We start from the raw sequence: 16,330 nt of genomic DNA on the forward strand, positions 1-16,330 counted from the left end.
CGGTCAATGCTCCAGCGCATGGACGAGGGAAATGGTTCCGCGCAGCAAGCGGATGACATCACGAAGATGAGCTTTGAACAGGCGCTCGGCGCGCTGGAAAGCATTGTGCAGCAGCTTGAGCGCGGCGACGTCCCGCTCGACGAATCGATCACGCTGTATGAGCGCGGCGAGCAATTGCGCGCGGCCTGCCAGAAGCGCCTCGATGCAGCGCAGGCCCGGATCGAGAAGATCGTGACCGGCGCCGACGGCAAGCCGAGCGGCACGGCCCCGCTGGACGGAGCGAATTGACATGACGCTTGTGGGGGTTGGTGACGACGTTCTGGGCGCCGAGCTCAAACGGGTGCAGGAAGAGATCGATTCGGTATTCGACGCCTTCCTGCCGGTGCCGGATGACACGCGCGCCCGGCTGGTGGAGGCGATGCGCTATGCCACGATCGGCGGCGGTAAGCGGGTAAGGCCGTTCCTGGTCGTAAGCACTGCAGAGCTGTACGGCGTCGACCGCACGGCGGCCCTGCGCGCCGGTGCTGCGGTGGAGGCGATCCATGCTTATTCGCTGATCCATGATGATCTGCCTTGCATGGACGATGACGATCTGCGCCACGGTAAACCGACCCTGCACAAGACTTTCGACGAAGCGACAGCCGTGCTTGCAGGCGATGCGCTCCATGCACTGGCATTCGAGATCCTCGCCGACATGGGCACCAGCAGCGATCCGTTCGTGCGCAGCGAGCTGATCGCAACGCTTGGCACGGCGAGCGGCATGAACGGTATGGCGGGCGGGCAGATCATGGACATGGTCGCGGATGAAGAGGGCGTGGATTACGACCTGCATTCGATCACCCGGCTCCAGCAATTGAAGACCGGGGCGCTGCTGGCCGCTTCGGTCGAGATGGGCGCGATCCTTGGCAAGGTTCCACCCGAAGGCCGCGCGCACCTGCGCGCTTTTTCGCGCGATATCGGGCTGGCGTTCCAGATCGCAGACGACCTATTGGACGTCGAGGGCGATCAGGAAAAAGCAGGCAAGGCGCTGCGCAAGGACGAAGGACAGGGCAAGCAGACCTTCGTCACGCTAATGGGCGTCGACCAGGCCCGCGAACAGGCCCGCGCGTTGGTCGATCAGGCGGTCGCGCATCTCGGCAATCACGGTGAGGAGGCCGACACGCTACGCGCGCTCGCGCGCTTTATCGTCGAGCGTGATCGGTGAGAGCGGGTCTCGTCATGGCCGCCTCGTTGACATGTGCTCTCAGCGCGTGCTCTTCGGAACCGGTTTACGAAACAGATAAGCAGGGCAATGGGACGACACTCGCGCCTTCACCGGACAAGAATGTCTTGGTCAATATCCTGGTCGATCGGTTCTATGTGCCCGCTTGTCTGGATGCGAAGCCCGTCAGCATGATGAGAAAAACGACCCCGGAAGGCGCGACAGTGGTGCGCGCCTACACTGCACCTGTGACCTGCGTAACCGGTCTGATTGATCTCGTTCGGGAGTGTCGGTTTTACCGAGAGTGAGCCCGGCATCTATACCGGTACCGCTTGTCCGACGGCAGCGAAGAGCGGATCAGGGTCGAGATTGCCGATGATCGTTCTATCGGCGGCATCGAATGGGAGATCGATTACAATGAGTAGGGGCATCGGGATCTACCCCGGCACATTCGATCCGATTACCCTTGGCCACGCCGATATCATCCGGCGCGGGTCCAAGCTGGTCGACACGCTCATCATTGGCGTGACCACCAATCCGTCGAAAAACCCCATGTTCTCGAACGAAGAACGGTTTGCGATGGTCGAGCGAGAGGTCGAACAGCTCGGCCTCGAGAACGTCGAAGTCGTCGGGTTCAACGCGCTGCTCGTCAAATTCGCGCAGAAACAAGGCGCGAGCGTCATTATTCGCGGACTGCGCGCCGTTGCCGACTTCGAATACGAATACCAGATGGCCGGCATGAACCAGCAGCTCGACGACGATATCGAGACCGTCTTCCTCATGGCGGACGTCTCGCTTCAGCCGATTGCGTCCAAGCTGGTCAAGGAGATCGCGCTATATGGCGGCGATATCGCGCCCTTCGTCAGCGATCCGGTGCGTACCGAAGTCAATGCCCGCGTCGAGAAACTCGGTCGGAAGGGCGATTACTAGGGCGCGCAATAGCTGTCGATGGCGCCACTTCATTCATTGAAGTGTCAGGCTCACCCGGCTAAACCGCGCAGCATACGAACAATTTGATGAAGATGGATATGATCAAGCACACCCTCGGCGCGCTGGCCGCCCTTTCGCTGCTCGCAGCCCCATCGGCGGTCTATGCGCAGGACATGAACGAAGCGGCGGAGCAAACCCGTGCGGATACGCGCAGCTTCGTGCCTATCAATTACGATGCGACCGAAGATCTCGAAGACATCTGGGTGCTGGACCTGTCGAACGGCGAGCGGGTGAAAATCCGCCTGATGCCGGAATGGGCGCCCGATCACATCGAGCGAGATCAAGACGCTCACTCGTCAGGGCTTCTACGACGGGATCATCTTTCACCGCGTCATCGACGGCTTCATGGCGCAGGGCGGCGATCCTACGGGGACCGGACAGGGCGGCAGCGAGCTTCCCGACCTTGAGGAAGAATTCAACCCGATGCCGCATGTGCGCGGCACGGTCTCAATGGCGCGCGCCACCGAGGAGGACAGTGCGAACAGCCAGTTCTTCATCGTGTTCTACCCGCGCTTCAACCTCGACAAGCGCTACACCAATTTCGGCCGCGTGATCGAGAACATGGCTGCGGTCGATGCGATCAATCGCGGAGAGCCGCCGCAGAACCCGACGCGCATCTTGCAGGCTTCGCTTGCGAGCGACGGCAAGGCGCCGCCAGTGCCTGCGCCGCCTGCCCCGGTGCAAGAGGAAATCACCGCCGACCTCCTGAGCGCACCGATCGAATCGCAGTAAGGCTTTCGCGCGGCCCAACCTCGCGCTAGTCGCCCGGCCATGCGCGTTGACCTTTTCGATTTCGAGCTTCCCCAGGAACGCATAGCCCTGCGGCCCGTGCGTCCGCGCGATGCGGCGCGTATGTTGCTGGTGCGCGGCGAGGAACCGTTTCAGGATCGCGGCGTGCGCGACCTGCCGGAGCTGCTGGACCCCGCAGACGTTCTCGTTTTCAACGACACCCGGGTCATCCCGGCACAGCTCGAAGGGCGCCGCGCCAATGGCGAGGCACGAGATCGGCGCGACCTTGCACAAGCGCATGGACCTTCGCCGCTGGCAGGCATTCGTCCGCAACGCGAAGCGGGTGAAGGACGGCGACCAGATCGTTTTCGGAGGTGGGGTGACCGCCATTGCCGAAAGCCGGCTGTCAGACGGCAGCATCACACTGTTTTTCCAAGGCGATGAGCCGGTCGAGGTGCTGCTCGACCGCGCAGGCACCATGCCGCTCCCGCCCTATATTGCACAAAAACGCGGCGTGGATGAGCAGGACCTCACCGACTACCAGACGATGTTTGCCAAGGAAGACGGTGCTGTCGCTGCTCCCACCGCTTCGCTCCATTTCACGCCGGAACTGATCGAGGCGATCGATGCACGCGGGATCGGGCGCGAGACATTGACCCTGCATGTGGGGGCGGGAACATTCCTGCCGGTCAAGGCGGACGATACGCAGGATCACGCAATGCACTCCGAATTCGGGCGCATCACGGCGAGCACCGCCGAGCGGCTGAACGCCGCGCGTGAAGCCGGGGGCCGCATCATCGCAGTCGGCACCACGGCGCTGCGTCTGATTGAAAGCGCGGTGGGAGAGGACGGCACGATCAGGCCATTCGCAGGCGATACCGACATTTTCATCACCCCCGGCTACCGCTTCAAAGGCGTCGACGGGCTGATGACCAATTTTCACCTTCCGAAGTCCACATTGATGATGCTCGTGAGTGCCTTGATGGGGCGCGAGCGCATGATGGCGGCATACCGCCACGCGATCGCGAACGAGTACCGCTTCTATTCCTATGGTGACTCCTCGCTCCTGCTTCCCTAACCGGACTGTATGTCCGAACCGATCCTCGAAATTTCCGGCCTGACCAAGGTTTACAAGGGCGGCGTCAAGGCGCTGGACAATGTCGATCTCACCATCCGCAAAGGCGAGATTTTCGCCCTGCTCGGACCGAACGGTGCGGGCAAGACCACGTTGATCGGCGCAGTATGCGGGTTGGTGCGCCCCTCGAGCGGCACCGTCACGGCCTTTGGCAAGGACCTTGCGTGCAACTGGCGTGAGGCGAGGGGACGGATCGGTCTAGTCCCGCAGGAACTCAGCACCGACATGTTCGAAACCGTGCAGCGCGCGGTGAGCTATTCGCGCGGGCTGTTCGGCTTTCCGCCCGACAAGGCGCGCATTGAGGAAGTGCTGCGAAGCCTCTCGCTCTGGGAAAAGCGCGACAGCCAGATCCGGGAATTATCAGGCGGAATGAAGCGGCGCGTCCTGATCGCCAAGGCGCTCGCCCATGAGCCCGACCTGCTTTTCCTCGATGAACCCACAGCGGGCGTCGATGTCGAGCTGCGCAAGGACATGTGGAAACAGATCGCGGCCCTGCGTGAGCGCGGCACGACGATCATCCTCACAACGCATTACATCGAAGAAGCCGAAGAGATGGCGGACCGCGTCGGGATTATTCGCAAGGGGCAAATCCTGATGGTGGATGACAAGGACGCGATGATGCAGCGCATGGGCCGCACCGAAGCGGTCATCGCACTTATTGAGCCGCTCACCGACTTGCCGCCGGGCATCGCGGCCTTCCCCGTCGAGCTGCGCGCGGATGGATTGGAAATCTGTTACCGCGGCGGTGATGGCAGCGGGAAGGGACGCGAGGACGTCGCGGCGCTGACTAAGGCACTGATCGCAGCAGGGATCGATTACCGCGGTATCGACATCCACGACAGCTCGCTGGAGGACATCTTCGTCGGCCTCGTTTCCGAAAGGGAGGATGCGTGATGGGGTTCAACCTGCGCGGTGCATGGTCGATTTACCAGCGCGAATTGATGCGGGCCTTCCGCACCGCCTTCCAGTCGCTGCTCGCGCCGGTGCTGACGACTTCGCTCTATTTCATCGTGTTCGGCTCCGCCATTGGCAGCCGGATGGAGCCAGTGCAGGGCATCGAATACGCTGCCTTCATCATTCCGGGGCTGTTGATGCTCACGCTGCTGGGGGAGACGACCAGCAATTCGAGCTTCGGTATCTACATGCCGCGCTTTACCGGCACGATCTATGAGCTGCTTTCCGCCCCTGTCGGCGTGGCGGAGACGCTGGTCGGGTTCGTGGGAGCCGCAGCAACCAAGAGCCTGATCCTAGCCGCGATCATTCTCGCTACCGCGACCCTGTTCGTCGATTACACGATCAAACATCCGCTGCTGGCTGTGGGGTTCATCATGCTGGTGGCGGCAAGCTTTTCGCTGTTCGGGTTCATTCTCGGGATCTGGGCGGACAGCTTTGAAAAGCTTGGTATCATTCCAGTCCTGATCCTCACTCCGCTTACCTTCCTTGGCGGGACGTTCTACTCGCTCGACATGCTGCCTGCGCCATGGAACAAGATTGCGCTTGCCAATCCAATCGCGTTTCTGGTGAGCGGCCTGCGCTGGACGTTCTACGGCACATCGGACGTGTCGATCGGCATATCTCTCGGGCTGACGCTCGGCTTCCTCGCCTTGTGCACCGCGATCATCGCCTACATCTTCAAGACCGGCTGGCGGCTGCGCGAGTAATTCACGTAAGTCAGGATCACGTCGTCATTCGTCCGGTTGTTTTCACAGCTGGTCGATCCCTCGCGGTTACAACGGCTTGTTCAGCGAAACGAAAGAGCCAGCCGACCAATTCCGGCAAGTCCACCCCGCGGACGTAACCGGAGGAATTCCAATGAAATATTACAAGATTGTCTCGCTATCCCTAGTGGCGGGCACAGCCATGGCGATCCCCAGCGCCGCCTATGCTCAGGACGGCGAGGCAGAGCCTTTCGTCAGCGCATCAGTCGGCTATCACGACATCGGAACCGTGCTCCCGGATGATGACGGTGCCATCTACGGCGTCGTTGCCGGGGTCGATGTGCCGGTTGGCGAAACGCTGTTTGTCGGCGCGGAAGGCAACTTCCACTTCGGCGACGGCTTCATCGACAACGAATACGGCGTTGCTGCCCGTCTGGGCCTGCGTGTCGGCGCCAACAGCAAGGTCTATGTTCGCGGCGGATATCAGGAGGTCGATTTCGACTTTTCGCAATTCGCTCCCGTAACTCTGCCTGCGGGTTTCGATACCACCGAAGGCGATTACCTCGTCGGCGCCGGTGCCGAGGTTGGCCTTGGCGATGGGCCAATCAAATTGCGCGTTGGCCTCGATACGATTGCATTCGATTCCACCCGCGTCACAGGCGGCGTGCTCTTCGCGTTCTGATTGCGACTATCCAGCACAATAGAGGGCGCGAGCGGCTTACTGCGTTCGCGCCCTTTTTGTGTGCGCTTGAAGGTGACAGATCGGCGCGAGACCGTTAAGCGCGGCGCGCAGATGACGACACGTTTCTCCTTCAATCTAAAAGCCACCGATGGCCGCGCGCGCACCGGCACAGTCTCGATGCTGCGCGGCGATATCCAGACACCGGCCTTCATGCCGGTCGGCACGGCGGCCACGGTGAAGGCGATGAAGCCCGAGGCAGTGCGCGCGACCGGTGCGGACATCATCCTCGGCAACACTTACCACCTGATGCTGCGCCCCGGAGCTGAGCGGGTCGCAAAGCTTGGCGGGCTTCACGCATTCATGAACTGGCAGCGCCCGATCCTGACCGATAGCGGCGGTTACCAGGTGATGAGCCTGTCCGATCTGCGCAAACTGACCGAGGAGGGCGTCGAATTTCGCAGCCATCTCGACGGGTCGAAGCACATGCTCACTCCCGAACGTTCGATGGAAATCCAGCGATTGCTCGGCAGCGATATCGTGATGGCGTTCGACGAATGCCCGCGCGCCGACCGACCGCGTGACGAGATCGCGGCGAGTATGGAGCTGTCGATGCGCTGGGCCAAGCGCAGCCGCGACGGGTTCGACAGCGGAGAAGATCATGCCGTCCGTTCGGCCTTGTTCGGGATCCAGCAAGGCGCTCTCGATGAGCCATTGCGCAAGATCAGCGCGGACAAGCTGACCGACATTGGCTTCGATGGGTATGCCGTGGGCGGGCTGGCTGTGGGTGAGGGGCAGGAGGCCATGTTCGACGTTCTCGATTACGCACCCGAAATGCTTCCCGCAGACCGACCGCGATACCTGATGGGCGTTGGCAAGCCGGACGACCTTGTCGGAGCGGTCGAGCGCGGGATCGACATGTTCGACTGCGTCCTGCCTACGCGCTCCGGACGCAACGGACAGGCTTTTACGTGGAACGGCCCGATGAACCTGCGCAACGCTCGTTTCAAGGAGGACACTGCGCCGCTCGATGAACGCTGCGTATGTCCGACCTGCGGAAGCTATTCGCGCGCGTATCTTCACCATTTGCAGAAGTCGGGCGAGATTCTTGGCTCGATGCTGGTGACCGAGCATAATCTTGCATTTTACCAAGCCTTGATGCGGGCGATGCGCAGTGCCATTGCGGAGCAGCAATTTGCTGTGTTTGCCGCTCAATTCCGGCGCGACTACCTTGGAAGTGACAATTGATGCCTGACCCCTCGCCCGAACGCGCGGTCGCTCCTTCGGCCAAGCTGCCCAGCGAATGTGAGACCATGCTCGAGGTAAGGGCAGGCGTGGATGCAACCGATCGGGAACTGGTCGCGCTGCTGGAGCGCCGGTTTGGCTACATGCGGGCCGCAGCGCGGATCAAGCAAACCCGCGAAGCGGTGCGCGATGAGGTGCGCAAGGCCGACGTGATAGCAGCGGCGGTCAGCGACGCAGAGGCTCGCGGTATCCCGGCACACGTCATCGCCGACCTGTGGGAGCGCCTTGTCGAAGGGTCGATCGAATATGAATTCGAAAACTGGGATCGAATTCGAAAGTGATGCGTAATATGAGCCTCTCTATGAGGCACAAATCAAGGCGGTCCGTTCGGGGCCGCCTTTTTTGTTTCACCTGCGTCGGGTCAGGAATGGTTCGAGCCGTCCCTGCTTCTTGTGCGGCTCAGCCTGCCTCACCGAACGCGCCAGTTTTTCGATCTTTCGCGTCCATTTGCCCGCATTTTTCTCTGCACCGCCGAATTTGACTTGTCCGAGCGGCAGGATGCGGACCGGCTTGAACCCGCAAAATCCCAGGATTTGCCCTTTCCATCTCCGGATGATGGAATTCCAATAGGCGAGGAACAGGAAGACCGGCGGCGTATCCATCGTGACGATTACATCGGCGGAGCGCCCTTCCATATTGCGGTCCCACCATGTGTCGTCATCGTGATAGGCGAAGGTGAAACCGGGGAGCATCAGCCGGTCGAGCAGCCCTTTCAGCAGGGCAGGTTCGGCTCCCCACCACATTGGGAATACGAACACGACGTGATCGCAAGCGTCGAGCGTTTCGGCCAGCGCTGCGATATCCGGCTCCCATTCGGTGCGTTTGCGATAGCCGTGCCGGAGGTTGGGAGTGAATTCTAGATCGCGCACAGCGATCCGGGTCACAGCACAGTTTGCAGGCAAAGCGTTTTGATAGATATCGAGCAGGTGCGAGCAATATCGTCCTTCGTCCGGATGCCCGTCGATCAGCAGCACGTTCATCGAGCAATCCCCCTAGCGGCACAGTCGATTGTGTGCCTGCATCGCGCGCAAAAGGAAAGGGCGGCCCCGGAGGACCGCCCTTTGAAAATTTCGCTGTTCCCGCGGATCAGCGCGAGTAGAACTCGACCACGAGGTTCGGTTCCATAGTGACCGGGTAGGGCACTTCGTCGAGCTTCGGCGCGCGGCTGAAAGCGACCTTATCGTTGCCTTCCGGCACGACGTAATCGGGAATCTCACGCTCGGGCAGACTCTGTGCTTCGATCACGAGAGCCATTTCCTTGGCCTTGCTACCCAGGCTAATGACATCGCCCAGATCGCAGCGGCGCGACGGAATGTTGCACTTCACGCCGTTCACATAGATGTGGCCGTGGTTGACGATCTGACGTGCAGCGAAGATCGTCGGAGCGAACTTCGCGCGGTACACGATCATGTCGAGACGGCGTTCGAGCAGGCCGATCAGGTTCTGGCCGGTGTCACCCTTCATGCGGGTGGCGTCCTTGTAGGTCGAGCGGAACTGCTTCTCGGTCACGTCGCCGTAATAGCCTTTCAGCTTCTGCTTGGCGCGCAGCTGCAGGCCGAAATCGCTCATCTTGCTCTTCCGGCGCTGACCGTGCTGGCCTGGGCCGTAGGACCGCTTGTTGACCGGGGAATTCGGGCGACCCCAGATGTTTTCACCCATCCGGCGGTCGAGTTTGTACTTGGCGCTCTTGCGCTTCGACATAAGTCTTTCCTTCAAATTTGCTGAGCCACCCGAACTGGTGGCCATTCAACCCGGCATCGCACCGCCGAGAATTGCTTCTCGGCGCGGCCACCGCTTCACCGGGGTGCGGGGCCCATTTGCGAAGGCGCGCAATTAGCAGGAATCTGCCGCGCGTCAAGGTTCAGTTGCAGCGCCTCCGGCAACCGGATCACGCTGTAATCAACGGCGCTGGTTGAATTCGCGCCACTCGTCGGACGTCTTGCATACCTTGGTCGCGCGCCGGCTGCTCATGTCGAGCTTTACCCGGCGGCAGATGCGCTTTTCTTCCTTCACCTCGGGGATGACAATGGTGGTGCTCTCGCTCTTGTCCTTGGCATCGTCAGCTTTCGCCTGCGCTTCGCCTGCTTCCTGTTCGGCTTCGGGCTGGTGGGCGAGGACGGGCGCAGCGAAAATAAGCGCTGCAGCGCCAATCACAGTCAGTTTCATGATATATCTCGTGGAGTTAAGGCTTGGAGGGGCCTGCTGAATAACAAGGCCTTGGGGCAGTGTCCATGCCGCAATCCAGTCGGCTCTTCACCAAATTGGTCGGTTGCTTAGCGGTCAGACCGCCGACTGGCATCGATCGCGCCTCTGTCCTGTATCATCAGGCCTATATCCTGAGCGCGGTTACGTATCTGCTTCCATTGCGCTGCGGTATAGCAGACCTTTTCTCTGACCCGCGTGCCGGTCTTTGCGTATCGTTTGCAGATTATGCGGTCGGCGTCGTCCTTGGCCTTGTCCTTCGTGTCCTTGACTGCGGCATCCTGCGACTGAGTGTTCGCAGCCTCGGAAGTGGTAGCGGGCGATGCCTGTGCCATCGCCGCTGCAACGAGAAAAATAAGTCCGTTGGTCATGGTTCCTCCTCCTTGAATGGCAGCAGTCCCCTCTGCCTCGAGACGGAAATTAGTCCATCTCCTCTATATTTCTCGCCTTTCCGGACGTGCGAGTCAATGAGGAGAGCGCGCCGCGCAAGGTCCGCACTTCGAGGTGATTCCACCCGGGCTTGGTCAGAACTGTGCGCAGGGTTCGCCGGGATGCTTCCGCGCGGTCGGGCGGAAAAAAGTACCCTTTCGGCTCCAGCATGCCTTCCAGGTGCTGAATGAGACCGTCGAGCTCCTCCTGCGGAGCCGGTGGCAACAGCTCTTCATCGGTCGGCTTTACGAGACCGACATGCTTCGACCATTCATAGGCGCAAAGTATCACAGCCTGGGCGAGATTCAGCGATCCAAATTCGGGATTGATCGGGACAGTCAGGATGTGGCGGGCAAGCGAAACATCCTCGGTCGCCAGCCCCGATGCCTCGCGCCCGAACAGGATCGCATGGCGCCCGCTTTTTCCATGCATCAGCCGCGCCGCCTCGTCGGGGCCGACCACCGGCTTGGTCACGCCGCGTTTGCGCACGGTGGTGGCGTAGACATGCTCGCAATCGGCCACCGCATCTGCCGTGGTTTCATAGACTTGCGCCTGATCAAGGACGATATCCGCTCCGGCTCGCAGCAGGCCCGGTCGAGGGGTTGGGCCAGCCATCGCGCGGTGCGACCAGCCGCATCTCCGTGAGGCCGAAATTCAGCATCGCGCGCGCGGCCTTGCCGATATTCTCGCCCAGTTGCGGGCGGACGAGCACGATAATGGGGGCGGTCATTTGCCGCTAATCCTTCGCCGCGTCGGCAACAGTGCTGGCAAATTCCTCGAAATCCCGCGCTTCTGAAAAGTCGCGGTAGACGCTGGCGAAGCGGATATAGGCGACGCTGTCGATCTGCTTTAGCCCGTCCATCACCATCTCGCCGATCTTGGCCGAGGCGACTTCCGGCTCGCCCGCAGTTTCAACCTGCCGCTGGATGCCCGAGATCAGCTGGTCGATCCGCTCCTGCGTAACATTCCGCTTGCGGCAGGCGAGCGAGACCGAGTGCTCCAGCTTCGATCGGTCGAAGGGTTCGCGGCGCGGCTCCGAACCGTCCTCGCCCGCCTTGACGATAATAACTTCGCGCAGCTGTATGCGTTCGAAGGTGGTGAAGCGTGCGCCGCAATGCGAGCATTGGCGGCGCCGGCGGATCGCGGTCGCGTCCTCGGTCGGACGGCTGTCTTTTACCTGGCTATCATCGTGAGCGCAGAAGGGGCAACGCATGCGGTTTCAGACTCAGGCGTCGGGGTAGACCGGGAAGGCCGCGCACAATTCGGCCACTCGGCCGCGCACGTTTTCCTCGACCTGAGCATCGCCTTCCGCGCCGTTCTTGGCGAGGCCATCGACCACCTCTGCAATCAGCTTGCCTACGGTGCGGAATTCAGCCGGACCAAAACCGCGGGTCGTGCCCGCAGGCGTGCCGAGGCGAATACCGCTGGTGACGAAGGGCGAGCGGGTGTCGAAGGGAATGCCGTTCTTGTTACAGGTGAGCCAGGCGCGATCGAGGCCTTTTTCTGCGTCCTTGCCGGTCACGCCCTTGGCTGTCAGATCGACCAGCATCGAGTGGTTGTCCGTTCCGCCCGACACGATCCGCAAGCCGTTTTCCTCAAGGCTGGCGGCGAGCGCGCGTGCGTTTTCGACGATGTGGTGGGCGTAGGTCTTGAAATCGGGCTGCAATGCCTCGCGGAACGCAACCGCCTTGGCCGCTATCACGTGCATCAGCGGTCCGCCCTGAAGGCCGGGGAAGACCGCCATGTTGAGCGGTTTGGTCAGCTTCTCATCATTCCACAGGATGATGCCGGAGCGCGGACCGCGCAGGCTCTTATGCGTCGTCGAGGTGACGATATCGCAATGCGGGAAGGGCGAAGGATGCGCGCCGCCAGCGACCAGGCCGGAAATGTGGCTCATGTCGCACAGCAAATAGGCGCCAACTTCATCGGCAATATCGCGAAATGCCTGAAAATCCCAAGTCCGCGAATAGGCCGTTCCGCCGCAGATGATCAGCTTGGGCTTGTGCTCGCGCGCGGTCGCGGCGACCGCATCCATATCGATCAGCTCGTCGCCTTCACGCACACCGTAGCTGACGGGATTGAACCACTTGCCGCTCATGTTGACGGGCGAACCGTGGGTGAGGTGGCCGCCCGAATTGAGGTCGAGGCCCATGAAAGTGTCGCCGGGCGAAAGTAACGCCAGGAACACAGCTTGGTTCATCTGGCTGCCCGAGTTCGGTTGCACATTCGCAAAATCGCACCCGAACAGCTGCTTGGCGCGCTCGATTGCCAGCGTCTCGACCACATCGGCATAGTCGCAGCCGCCGTAATAGCGCTTGCCCGGATATCCCTCGGCATACTTGTTGGTGAAGACGCTTCCGGTGGCTTCGAGCACGGCCTTCGACGCGATATTCTCGCTCGCAATCAGCTCGATCTTGTCCTGCTGGCGTTTCAGCTCCTTATCGATGGCGTCCGCAATTTCCGGATCCGCGGTGGCAAGGTCGTCATTCCAGAATGCATCCATCGAATTCAGGACTTCGTTTGGCTGTGTGCTCATTGGTGGGTCTCGATATGATCGGGAGAGGTTGGCGGATTGCCGAGCTTTGCGACGCGGCGTTGGTGGCGACCCGAAGGATCGCCCGCATCAGCAAATTCGGTATTCAGGAAGGTAGCTACGCAAGACTTCGCCATTTCGATGCCTATCAGGCGTGCTCCCATGGCGAGACAGTTGGCGTTGTTGTGTTCACGCGCGAGAGCAGCGGACAGCGGCTCGGACACGAGCGCGCACCGCACGGAAGGGTGGCGATTGACGCTGATCGAGATGCCGATCCCCGAGCCGCATAGAGCGATACCGAATTCGACCGTGCCATCGGCGACGACACTGGCGAGCTTGTAACCGTAGTCGGGATAGTCGACGCTTTCGCCCGCACCGGGGCCAAGATCGGCGACTTCGTGTCCTTCATCGATCAACCATTCGGCCAGGTCGGCTTTCAGGTCGGTCGCGGCGTGATCTGAGGCAATGGCAATACGCATGGGATACACATAGGAGCGCCGAGCGATTCTCTCCACCCCGAAGACACGGCTTTTCGACCGATGGAGCGCGCGCTCCTCGATGGCGTCAGGCGAGCTTCTTGTTAAGCCACTTCCAGAGTTTCTCGATCTCCCTTGCTGCCTTGCCTTCGGGATCGATCTCGGCGGCTGTCTCGCCCTTCGCCGATGATCGGTGGAATGCCGCGCGATCACCGAGAGTGACAGAGCACATTTTCAGCCCCATTTCCCTCGCAGATTTGCGCGCGTCTTCGGACAGTACGGTTGCCCCCGCCGGCACGGAATTGAGCACAACGAAGGCGGGCTTTTTCGCAAAGGACACAAGGTCGGCAATCGGTTCGAGCGCGTGAAGATCGAATGCGCGCGGTTTCGACGGGATCAGCACGATGTCAGCCACCTTGATCGCCTCGCGCGCTGCAGCGTCTGCATGAGGCGGCGTATCTATGACGACGAAATCGACGCCGTTCTTCTTGGCGCTGTCGATGGTGCGGCCGAGCCGGGCAGGGGGGCTGGTGACCACCACGGGGAGGAAATCCCCGCGCCAATCGCTCCACGCAGCGGCCGTGGCCTGCGGATCGGTATCGATAACGCAGCTTTCCCGCCCAGCCTGCGCGGCACGCGTCGCAAGGTGAACGGCGAGGGTGGTTTTGCCCGAGCCGCCTTTCTGGCTGACGATAGCGATGGTTGGCAAAGCTGGTGTTTCCTCAAGCTGCGGCGGCTGAATATTTCGGGCAATCGGACCGGCATACCCCGTCGTGCGACCATTCTGGTGGGCGCCAGAGATAAGCGATCTTATCCTGCCAGCGCGGCGCGGTGTCGATGCGGTCCTTAAGCTGTTTGAACCCTGCGAATTGCGCTGTCAGCGGATTGTAGTCGTAGACCGGCTTTACAAGCCCAGGATTGGGCTCTTCGCCCAGATAAGCGGCGCTTCCAAAGATCCTGTCGAACAACAGCGACACCTGGCTGTAATTCCGGTCGATGTATTGCGGCTGATTCTGCGTGGTGAATTTTATGCATCTTGGGCGTCATCAAAACACGGTCGACCCAGCCGAGCTGTCCAACCCAACTGGCGTGGTTCCAGATACCAAAGGCGTTGGTGAATACACTGACAGCGATATAGAGCACCGGATCGATACCGATGACCGCTGGGATCAGCGCAAACAGACCTTTCAACTGGCCATCAAGGAAGAATCCCCGCGCAGCGGTGGTATGGTTGAACTCGTTCGAAGAGTGGTGGATTGCATGAAAGGCCCACAGCAGGCCGATCCGGTGGCCAAACCGGTGGTCCCAGTAATACGCAAATTCGTGCGCCACGAAGGCGATCGGAATTGCAAGCAGCAGCGGAATCGCATCGAAGACGCGAAAATTGTCGTAGACCAGCACATACAGCGCTAGGGGAACCAGCAAGCCAATCGCGAGATTGAGGGCACTCGAAATCAGATTGAGCCCGATCGAATTCAAGGCGTCCTTGTTGTGGTAATCGGGGTTCGCCCTGAAAGCCCAAAGCCGTTCGAGGATGACGCTGCCGAAATAGACAACAGCCAGAATGGTAAGGGCGGCAGGACCACCGATGAAGTCAATAGCTGTTTGAATGCTCTCCATCGGCGTGTCCCTTCGTCAGTTCACTGATCCAGGAAACTGCGCATCTTGCGGCTCCGCGATGGATGCTTCAGCTTGCGCAGCGCCTTGGCTTCGATCTGGCGGATACGTTCGCGGGTCACGCTGAACTGCTGGCCGACTTCCTCGAGGGTGTGGTCGGTGTTCATCCCGATGCCAAAGCGCATGCGCAGCACGCGTTCTTCGCGCGGCGTCAGCGAGGCGAGGACGCGGGTGACCGTTTCCTTGAGGTTCGCCTGAATGGCGGCGTCGACCGGAATGATCGCGTTCTTGTCCTCGATGAAATCGCCGAGATGCGAATCTTCCTCATCGCCGATGGGCGTCTCGAGGCTGATCGGTTCCTTGGCGATTTTCATCACCTTGCGCACTTTTTCGAGCGGCATGGACAGGCGCGCTGCCATTTCCTCGGGGGTTGGCTCGCGGCCTTCCTCGTGCAGGAACTGGCGCGATGTGCGCACGAGCTTGTTGATCGTCTCGATCATGTGGACCGGAATACGGATCGTGCGGGCCTGATCGGCAATCGAACGGGTGATTGCCTGACGGATCCACCACGTCGCGTAAGTCGAGAACTTGTAACCGCGGCGATATTCGAATTTGTCGACCGCCTTCATCAGGCCGATATTGCCTTCCTGGATGAGGTCGAGGAATTGCAGGCCGCGATTGGTGTATTTCTTGGCAATGGAAATCACGAGACGCAGGTTCGCCTCGACCATTTCCTTCTTCGCGATACGTGCTTCGCGCTCGCCTTTCTGCACCATGTTGACGATGCGGCGGAATTCCGGAAGCGCCATGCCGGTCTGAGCGGCGATGTCGGTGATTTCCGCACGGATGCGGTCGATCGCGGCCTCTTCCTTCTCGGCGAAGGCTTTCCACTTCTTGTCCTTTTTCGCATTGGCGATGATCCAGCTGTCGTCCAGCTCGTTACCGACATACGATTTCAGGAAGTCGATCCGCTTGATCTTGTGGCGCTCTGCCAGACGTAGCATCTGGCCGCCCAGCGCGGTCAGGCGGCGGTTGAAGGCGTAAAGGTTGTCGACCAGGAATTCGATCTTGGTCGCGTGGAACTGCATGCTTTCAACTTCGGCGGTGAGTTCATCGCCGAGCTTTTCGTACTTGTTTTCCTTCGCCTTTGGGAATTCGCCGCCAGCAGCCAGCGTCTCAACGCGCTCGGCCTGAAGTTTCTCGAAGGTTTTGAACAGCTTCGTGATGCGGGCAAAGCGCTCGATCGCGTCGGGTTTCAGCGTGGCTTCCATCTGCGCGAGCGAGAGGGTGTTGTCCTCCTCTTCCTCGTCGTCCTTCTTGGATCTCGCCGTCTTCGCCTTCCTCGTCGGTGTCGTCAGACTCGTCTTCGTCATCAT

18 protein-coding genes and 3 pseudogenes are annotated in these 16,330 nt (G+C 60.6%); 10 read left to right on the forward strand and 11 right to left on the reverse strand.

Annotated features, from left to right (window positions below):
• Window positions 1-18 precede the first annotated feature (18 nt).
• The 10 genes and pseudogenes from AC0L39_RS08330 to AC0L39_RS08375 all read left to right on the forward strand — a co-directional run bounded on the left by AC0L39_RS08330 (window position 19) and on the right by AC0L39_RS08375 (window position 7,978).
• On the forward strand, window positions 19-288 hold the full coding sequence (locus AC0L39_RS08330) for an exodeoxyribonuclease VII small subunit (RefSeq protein WP_473262250.1): 270 nt from the start codon (window positions 19-21) through the stop codon (window positions 286-288).
• Between the two features lies 1 nt (window position 289).
• Window positions 290-1,204 (forward strand): polyprenyl synthetase family protein, encoded by a 915-nt coding sequence (locus AC0L39_RS08335; protein ID WP_473262251.1) that lies wholly within the window; start codon window positions 290-292, stop codon window positions 1,202-1,204.
• A 414-nt stretch (window positions 1,205-1,618) separates the two neighbouring features.
• The gene (coaD, locus tag AC0L39_RS08340; protein ID WP_473262253.1) at window positions 1,619-2,131 is read left to right on the forward strand and encodes a pantetheine-phosphate adenylyltransferase; all 513 of its coding nucleotides are present in this window, start codon (window positions 1,619-1,621) and stop codon (window positions 2,129-2,131) included.
• A 98-nt stretch (window positions 2,132-2,229) separates the two neighbouring features.
• Window positions 2,230-2,923, forward strand: a pseudogene (locus AC0L39_RS08345) (peptidylprolyl isomerase).
• 39 nt (window positions 2,924-2,962) lie between these two features.
• Window positions 2,963-3,998: pseudogene (gene queA, locus AC0L39_RS08350) on the forward strand (tRNA preQ1(34) S-adenosylmethionine ribosyltransferase-isomerase QueA).
• 9 nt (window positions 3,999-4,007) lie between these two features.
• A complete protein-coding gene (locus AC0L39_RS08355; protein ID WP_473262254.1) occupies window positions 4,008-4,949 on the forward strand; it encodes an ABC transporter ATP-binding protein in 942 nt (313 codons plus the stop codon).
• Window positions 4,949-5,716 carry an ABC transporter permease gene (locus tag AC0L39_RS08360; RefSeq protein ID WP_473262326.1) on the forward strand — a complete coding sequence of 256 codons (768 nt, stop codon included), beginning with the start codon at window positions 4,949-4,951 and terminating at the stop codon, window positions 5,714-5,716. Before AC0L39_RS08355 ends, AC0L39_RS08360 begins: the two co-directional genes overlap by 1 nt.
• Before the next feature lie 151 nt (window positions 5,717-5,867).
• Window positions 5,868-6,395 (forward strand): outer membrane beta-barrel protein, encoded by a 528-nt coding sequence (locus tag AC0L39_RS08365; RefSeq protein WP_473262255.1) that lies wholly within the window; start codon window positions 5,868-5,870, stop codon window positions 6,393-6,395.
• A gap of 111 nt (window positions 6,396-6,506) precedes the next feature.
• Window positions 6,507-7,640: a tRNA guanosine(34) transglycosylase Tgt gene (gene tgt / locus AC0L39_RS08370; protein WP_473262257.1), complete on the forward strand. Its 1,134-nt coding sequence runs from the start codon at window positions 6,507-6,509 to the stop codon at window positions 7,638-7,640.
• The gene (locus AC0L39_RS08375; RefSeq protein WP_473262259.1) at window positions 7,640-7,978 is read left to right on the forward strand and encodes a chorismate mutase; all 339 of its coding nucleotides are present in this window, start codon (window positions 7,640-7,642) and stop codon (window positions 7,976-7,978) included. Before tgt ends, AC0L39_RS08375 begins: the two co-directional genes overlap by 1 nt.
• A 66-nt stretch (window positions 7,979-8,044) precedes the next feature.
• Here AC0L39_RS08375 and AC0L39_RS08380 read toward each other — a convergent pair whose 3' ends face one another.
• The 11 genes and pseudogenes from AC0L39_RS08380 to rpoD all read right to left on the reverse strand — a co-directional run bounded on the left by AC0L39_RS08380 (window position 8,045) and on the right by rpoD (window position 16,327).
• Entirely contained in the window at window positions 8,045-8,677 is a 633-nt protein-coding gene (locus AC0L39_RS08380) for an NAD(P)H-dependent oxidoreductase (protein WP_473257063.1), read from the reverse strand.
• 106 nt (window positions 8,678-8,783) lie between these two features.
• Window positions 8,784-9,398, reverse strand: coding sequence for a 30S ribosomal protein S4 (rpsD, locus tag AC0L39_RS08385; RefSeq protein WP_473257065.1), 615 nt, complete (start codon window positions 9,396-9,398; stop codon window positions 8,784-8,786).
• A gap of 198 nt (window positions 9,399-9,596) precedes the next feature.
• Window positions 9,597-9,863 carry a hypothetical protein gene (locus tag AC0L39_RS08390; RefSeq protein WP_473257067.1) on the reverse strand — a complete coding sequence of 89 codons (267 nt, stop codon included), beginning with the start codon at window positions 9,861-9,863 and terminating at the stop codon, window positions 9,597-9,599.
• Window positions 9,864-9,970: 107 nt separating this feature from the next.
• Window positions 9,971-10,270 (reverse strand): hypothetical protein, encoded by a 300-nt coding sequence (locus AC0L39_RS08395; RefSeq protein ID WP_473257068.1) that lies wholly within the window; start codon window positions 10,268-10,270, stop codon window positions 9,971-9,973.
• 49 nt (window positions 10,271-10,319) lie between these two features.
• Window positions 10,320-11,058 (reverse strand): annotated as a pseudogene (locus AC0L39_RS08400) (RNA methyltransferase).
• Window positions 11,059-11,064: 6 nt separating this feature from the next.
• A complete protein-coding gene (gene nrdR / locus AC0L39_RS08405) occupies window positions 11,065-11,541 on the reverse strand; it encodes a transcriptional regulator NrdR (protein ID WP_473257070.1) in 477 nt (158 codons plus the stop codon).
• Between the two features lie 12 nt (window positions 11,542-11,553).
• Window positions 11,554-12,864 carry a serine hydroxymethyltransferase gene (gene glyA, locus AC0L39_RS08410; RefSeq protein ID WP_473257072.1) on the reverse strand — a complete coding sequence of 437 codons (1,311 nt, stop codon included), beginning with the start codon at window positions 12,862-12,864 and terminating at the stop codon, window positions 11,554-11,556.
• Window positions 12,861-13,340, reverse strand: a complete 480-nt coding sequence (locus AC0L39_RS08415; protein ID WP_473257074.1) for an RpiB/LacA/LacB family sugar-phosphate isomerase — start codon at window positions 13,338-13,340, stop codon at window positions 12,861-12,863. Before AC0L39_RS08415 ends, glyA begins: the two co-directional genes overlap by 4 nt.
• A gap of 85 nt (window positions 13,341-13,425) precedes the next feature.
• A complete protein-coding gene (gene parA / locus AC0L39_RS08420; protein WP_473257075.1) occupies window positions 13,426-14,046 on the reverse strand; it encodes a ParA family partition ATPase in 621 nt (206 codons plus the stop codon).
• 137 nt (window positions 14,047-14,183) lie between these two features.
• Window positions 14,184-14,957, reverse strand: coding sequence for a sterol desaturase family protein (locus AC0L39_RS08425; protein ID WP_473257077.1), 774 nt, complete (start codon window positions 14,955-14,957; stop codon window positions 14,184-14,186).
• Between the two features lie 20 nt (window positions 14,958-14,977).
• On the reverse strand, window positions 14,978-16,327 hold the full coding sequence (gene rpoD, locus AC0L39_RS08430) for an RNA polymerase sigma factor RpoD (protein ID WP_473257079.1): 1,350 nt from the start codon (window positions 16,325-16,327) through the stop codon (window positions 14,978-14,980).
• Window positions 16,328-16,330 lie beyond the last annotated feature (3 nt).

It is taken from the genome of Erythrobacter sp. K21-9 (genome assembly GCF_055808355.1).